We start from the raw sequence: 5964 nt of genomic DNA, 5'->3' as shown, positions 1-5964 counted from the left end.
GACCGGCACCCTCAAGCGGGTCATGAAAGCTTTTGACTGGCAACTGAACAAGAAGGGGTACATCCCGATGTCAGGCCAGATCGTGGACGCCAGCCTGACCCACCACGTCAGCATCCTCGAGATGAATGGTGACATTTATCGCCTCGCGCAAAGCCGGGCCCGAAAAACCGCCAACCCTCATCAGTAAGACCGCCGACGCTGCAAGCGGGAAACTCTGGTCGGGCTACGCCCTCCCGTCGTTTCCCGCTTGCAGCGCCAAGTGGCCTGCTCTTGGGCCGCCCAATGGCCGACTTTTACTCCGCCGTTGACATCCAGGTCGGCGAGCGACTTCCAGGCGTCGGCCATGCCTGTCAGGCCAAGCGCGGCCATCTGCTCGAGGGAGGGATGTGTCAGCATGTGATGATCCTTCTGCGCTGAGGGTTACCGGTAGTAGCCAGCGCCACGGATGTTGTCGTGGAGGGGTGTCGCGGTGATCGGGTCTGGCGGTTCCGGGGCCCGATCCAGTCCGGTGATCAGGATGGAGCGCACCGAGGTATAGTTGACAGTTCCGACTGTCAGGGCGCGTTCGCAGGCGGCCTCCAGCCTGTCCGCACCGAAATGCCGTTGCAGATCGAGTACACCGAGGGCCGATCGATACCCCTGTCCGGGATTTACTGAAATCCGTGACCGGGAATTACCGAAACCTTCAGACATGGCCGCGCCAAGCGCATTGGCGGATCGAAGCTGTCGATCCCACTCCATTGCCCTGGCTATTGCGGTCCACATGCTCTTGGCTCTTCCTCAAAACGCGACATTGAGCTTGACGTTGAAGCCATGCTCCTGAGCCTTTGAAGCGATCTGGCCCGTGTAGGAGAGGCCAAGACTTGCCTGGTTTGAAAGGGCAAAGTCGAGACCGGACTCGATTAGGGCCGCATCCTCGGCGATCGGCGTGCCCGAGACGCTGAAGGCCCGGCCGCTGCCAAGCGCATGCGTTGCGATCGGCGTGGTGTCGCCAAAGGCATGCCGCCAGCCCAGCGTGGCCGAGGCCTTGATTGCCGTCCCACCCAAATCAAACGCAGTGCCCGCATGCAGGCCCAACGTCGTGTAGGTCACATCGCTGTTGTCACTCCTGCTCGACAGGCCCGCTCCCCGTTGACTGTCTTCCCGGTAGCCATCGGTATGGAGATTGACATAAGCCAGATTGGCAAAGGGTTCGAGCCGGACATCGCCGGCGTTGAAGGTGTAGCCCGCTTCGCCAAAGACCTGTGCCGTGCGGGCATCGTAATCGGCCTTGGCCGTATCGGCAAAGCCGGGGAAGACAATCGAACGGTTGGTCTCGATCGAATGCCAGCTATGAGCCGCGCCAAAGCGCAGACCGAGCGCTCCCAGTTCCGTGCCGCCATAGGCGCCAAGCGTGAACGTATCCACCTTGGCAGAAGACTGGCGGGCATCGACATCATAGTGCGAATGGCCATAGCCAAGGACTGCTCCCAGCCGCCAGTCCCCGACCGGGGCATCGCCGCCGACAAAGAAGCCGCCGGCGGAACGATCCAGCTTGGCGGCATTGCCATTGCCCTCAAATGACCCCCAGGCGCCATAGGCCTGGGTCCAGAACGCAAAACGTTCCGTATCGGCCGCGACCGGCTCAGGACCACCTTCGCCATAGGCCATCACCGGCAACCCTGCCGCGCCGGCGCCGCCAAAGGCTGATCGAATGCGCGAATTCACGGCATCGGCTGCAAAGTGACCGCCCTCCAGCAATCCGCTCTTCAACGAGGCGTGCATCTCGCCGGATACCGCATCAAAACCCTGGAGAGCGCCTTCAGTCGTGTCCTGGAGCAGCGTCGCCTCATAAAGTGTATTGCCGGTGCCAAGGCCTTCTAGGGCATTCGCTGTCGCATGCTGGTTGCCGCTTGTTGCAACATCGGCAAAACGCTGTGTCTGTTCGAACGATGCCGTTGCAGAGGACGGCGCATAGGAAAGCTGCGTACCAATAAAGACGCCTTTCGGCAAAAGCGTCTCATCGAAGCGGCCCTGGATGCCGGCATCCGCTGAAAGAAATCTGTAATGTTTCCCAAGACGATCCCGGACATCTTGCACTGTCAATGGCGCGACCACATCAGGTTTGCTCAACAACAGTCGACTTCCAGTGACTTTTGCCGTCTCCGTTGTTTGCAGAAGGTCGGCCGCGCCATTCTTTTCCACCTCGATGGCCAGGTTTGAATTGGGTTCTAGGACGGCGGAACCAGTGCTTCCATTGAGTTTCTTAACGCTCAACGTCCCGACAGAGTTACCCGGCGCTACGAGCGAGCCGGACTTGGCGAGGAGGCCACCGACGGTGCCTACACCGCTCAAAATTCCGCCAGCCTCGATCTGTGCACGCGCGGAAATCGATCCGTCGACGGCAAGTTCGCCGCCGTGAACCACCGCATCTCCTGAAAAGGTGCTTGCGCCGGCCAATCGCAAGGTGCCGCCATACACACGCAAATCGCCAGTTCCCGAGATCAATCCGTCATAGCGCCATTCGTTCGAGCGGTAGTACGACAAAGTCCCTTTGTTGACGATGTTCCCCTTAACGCTGCCGGTTGCGCCGCCAAGGCCCAGTTGCAATGTGCCATTGGCAATCGTCGTTCCGCCCTGATAGGTGTTGGTGCCTGAAAGCGCTAACAGACCATCGCCTTTTTTTGTCAGCCCTCCCGGACCGTCAATGTCGTTGGTCCAGGCATCTTTGATGCAGCCTTCAGATGGGCAGTCTATTGTTTTCTTGCCTGGAATGTTGACGGGAAAATCGATGTATTCGAAGGCCGCGGCCCCAGTGTCCTTCGGATCATTCGGTTGAATGCGCGTCAATTCTAGCTGAGAAGCAAGTTGACGCTCCCGCTTTTCCTGCGGAATGAGCCCGGCGTTGTTTCGGCGCAGTTGCTTGGCAAGGGTGATATCCCCCTTCTTCTCTGCATCTTTTGCTTTCTCCTCGTTTTCGAGGATTTTAACCTTCAAATTATACGCTTTGGTTGCATGAACGTCGGCTGCGGCCACGATTTTGTCATACTTCTGGGCAGCGGCCCGCTCATATTGTTCCAGATCCTTGAAATACCCCCGCTTCAGGGCAAAAAGCTTGCGCGGACCACCCATAGCGGCTCCAATATCCATCTTCCCCCATCCATAAACCCGATCGATTCCCTCTGTCCCAATGTCATGGGCCGTGGTCAAAACCGTGTCGCGAACCTGCCAGTTCTTCAAGTATGGAAACCGCGACTTGACCACGCCCATACCCGCAGTGAGCGTTGGAGCAGCCATCGATGTTCCAAAAAACATGCCATATGTTGGCTGAAGATTGGCCGGATCACGGATCTGCTTATCCGTCGAACCGGGTGGTGCCGCTGAGGCGACTGTTGTGCTCAATATCCTATATTGGTTGCTGGGCAGAGGCTTGTTGGGATCAAGTGTTTCGTAGGTATAATTTGTTCCCGAAGCATCTGGATAATAGAAATTCACCGGATAGGGTAGCTTTGGCAGGCCAATATTCCTGTCCTGGCGAGGTTCTGTCGCCATGCCGCCCGCCGCGCTGATACAAGAATATTTTGAGATGCCGCAAATAACTGAATAGGAAGAGATTTCACTGGTGCCATTGAGCATGGCCGACACTGCCAATCCTTTCTCAAAGCGCCGCCATTCAGTATCAGTTACGCTCATGTCGGTAGACAGCAGATAAGGCCCGGAGGCGTTCCCGGCGTCTAAGGAAATTCCGCGGAAAAGACGAGGCCTGGCATTGTATTTGTTGTAGGCAGACTTACTAGCAGAGTAATATCGGTCGTTTCCGGCAGCAATGATGTTAACCACCCCGTTCTGGGATGATTCCTTTACGTAGTCGTCGACAGCACTAAAATTGTTTTTGTAAATATAATTAGACCATATTATTGATGGTAATATATTTTTAAGATCATCTATATTTGGTCCTCGAGATCCTGTAACTCCAATGTCCTTAATTTGATAATCATCAAAATCAAATCCATAGCTGTGATTTATAAAATCAGCCCCACTGTCGACAATAGAGCGCCCAAGCGTGGTATTGCCCGACGGGACACTGTCACTGTAGTTTCCGGTCAGAAAATCAGTCGCACCGAACGCCCCGCCATGCATGCCCACGCCATCCCGACGTGCGACCATGATACCCGACACATGTTGGCCATGTGATTCAGGCCGATGGTGGTCAATCTCTATGTCAGTCGGAAGCGGGAAACGTCCCACCTGACCAAAGCTTATCCCTTTGAGCTCAGGATGATCTCTCCATATAGGGCGATCCAATAGACCAAGCGTGACCCCCTGTCCCGTTGCCCCAAGCGCATAGGCTTTATCAAACCCATGCAATTTGAGCCCCCAATTGGCGCCAAACTCCTCTGTGCGCCAGGATTGAGCGGCCTCCTCCAGATTGTTGGTTCTGGAGCCGTCGGCCTTGTGATATTTGCCCGCGTCCTGTGCAAACACTGGAATGGCGCCGGACAGAACCGTCAAACAAGTGGCGCCCAGAAGAAGTGCCCTCAGAGCGGCCGGCCGTGTCGGACCGTGTTGAGCCTTCTCCTTGATGTCCCGGCTGTTCGCACCCATCGGCTTTTTAACCGACGTGGTGTATCTTGACACTTGATCCGTCATTTTACCGGTGTCCCTTTTTTCATTGGAGTGTTTGCCCTCAAAACCCAAAACTTGTCCTGGCGGTGAAGAGGCCGGCTTGGCTGTCGATATAGTCAGGAGCGCTGATGAGGTCCGACCAGGCGATCTCGAGCTTTGCTCCCTCTAGATCGACGGTCTTGGCAGCGCGCAGACCGATCGTGTAGCCGACAAGCGTGCCGCCCTCGATCTCATAACTGGCCTGCCGAAACACATGGCCGGCAGGGGCGTGTTCCAGTAGCAGAACGCACCGCCCCAGCCGCCATAGGTCTGACCGCCGTCCTTTACCGCAGAACCCGCATCATTGCGGATGATGTCGGGGACAGGTGGGAGCTTGCTGTCCGCCAGAGTGTCCTTAATGACCTTTTCTCCGATCCTGTCGGAGTTTTCCTGCACCTTGCCGGGGATCTGGTCCTCAGGAATGCCATCCCATCGGAACCCGTTTCCCGTGCCGCCGCGGATGAAGCTGTTGGACATGCTGTCCGGGTCGTTCTTGTTGATCTCGGCGGCCTTGCCGAGCCAATAGGACTGATTTTGCAGCATCTCGCGTTGCGGAAAGGGTTCGGAGGTTTCGGCGAGCTTCTGGTCGATCAGACCTTTCAGATACTCATAGCCCTTCCAGAAGCCGGCCGTGCCGTCTTTGGTAAGGTCCTTCAGCTTTGCCGTCTGTTCAGGCGTCAGTTCGAAACCTTTTTTTGCCATGCGATTGTCCTCTCCATGCAAATGCGCTGTTCAAAGCCATTCACTGTTTGTCGTGGGGCTCATCGACCATCCAGCGCTCCAGCAATGTGCGGATGCCGGTCTTGATGGCGCGCCACTCAGGCAGCGCGTCCTTCGGGAAGGTGCCGCGCATCCCCAAGCCATGGTCGCTCAGATAGAGGTCGAAGAAGCATTGATAGGGATAGTCGCAGTCGAGCCGTATTTCGTCGCGGCCATCTTCGAAATTCACGTATGCATCGTCCGAGAATTCACCTTCGAGTGGAATGATGTGTAGCAAACCATCGTGTTCTGGCGCGATCTTATAACGGCGGTCTTTGCGGCCTAGGTAATTCTTAAAAGACAGAGACGGCGCCAAGTGAGTGGATGGCGTGTCCTCATCATCCGTCATCACCTCGACGGTTGGAATGATGACGAGGAACTCGTCCTTGCCGGGCTTTGGCCTGCCTTCTTCCTGGTAGCGGAAGTCCGGCCGCCCGGCCATGTCCTCGGCCGGCGCGCGCAAATCCGGCATCCAGAAGACGAATCCCAAATGCCTCGCCTTCGGGTTGCACCCAAGATGAGACCAAAATGTGCGCGGATAGGTGAACGGGCGCGGTATTT

General features: G+C 56.6%; 5 protein-coding genes and 1 pseudogene. 2 read left to right on the top strand and 4 right to left on the bottom strand.

Going from position 1 to position 5964, the window contains the following annotated elements:
* Both AC07E3_RS21240 and AC07E3_RS21235 read left to right on the top strand, forming a co-directional pair.
* Window positions 1–187 (top strand): annotated as a pseudogene (locus AC07E3_RS21240) (hypothetical protein); the annotation flags it as partial.
* Between the two features lie 95 nt (window positions 188–282).
* Window positions 283–417 (top strand): hypothetical protein, encoded by a 135-nt coding sequence (locus AC07E3_RS21235; protein ID WP_478364702.1) that lies wholly within the window; start codon window positions 283–285, stop codon window positions 415–417.
* 3 nt (window positions 418–420) lie between these two features.
* Here AC07E3_RS21235 and AC07E3_RS21230 read toward each other — a convergent pair whose 3' ends face one another.
* The 4 genes from AC07E3_RS21230 to AC07E3_RS21215 all read right to left on the bottom strand — a co-directional run.
* Complete coding sequence (locus AC07E3_RS21230; RefSeq protein ID WP_478364700.1) at window positions 421–765, bottom strand: hypothetical protein; 345 nt, start codon at window positions 763–765, stop codon at window positions 421–423.
* Between the two features lie 15 nt (window positions 766–780).
* The gene (locus tag AC07E3_RS21225; RefSeq protein WP_478364698.1) at window positions 781–4629 is read right to left on the bottom strand and encodes an autotransporter domain-containing protein; all 3849 of its coding nucleotides are present in this window, start codon (window positions 4627–4629) and stop codon (window positions 781–783) included.
* Between the two features lie 141 nt (window positions 4630–4770).
* On the bottom strand, window positions 4771–5346 hold the full coding sequence (locus AC07E3_RS21220) for a hypothetical protein (protein ID WP_478364696.1): 576 nt from the start codon (window positions 5344–5346) through the stop codon (window positions 4771–4773).
* A 40-nt stretch (window positions 5347–5386) separates the two neighbouring features.
* Window positions 5387–5964, bottom strand: a 578-nt coding sequence (locus AC07E3_RS21215) for a hypothetical protein (protein ID WP_478364694.1), incomplete at its 5' end; no start/stop codon positions are given.

Source organism: Nitratireductor lacus (genome assembly GCF_056431025.1).
Note: the sequence above shows the minus strand (reverse complement) of the source record. Positions and strands in the feature narration are given on the sequence as shown.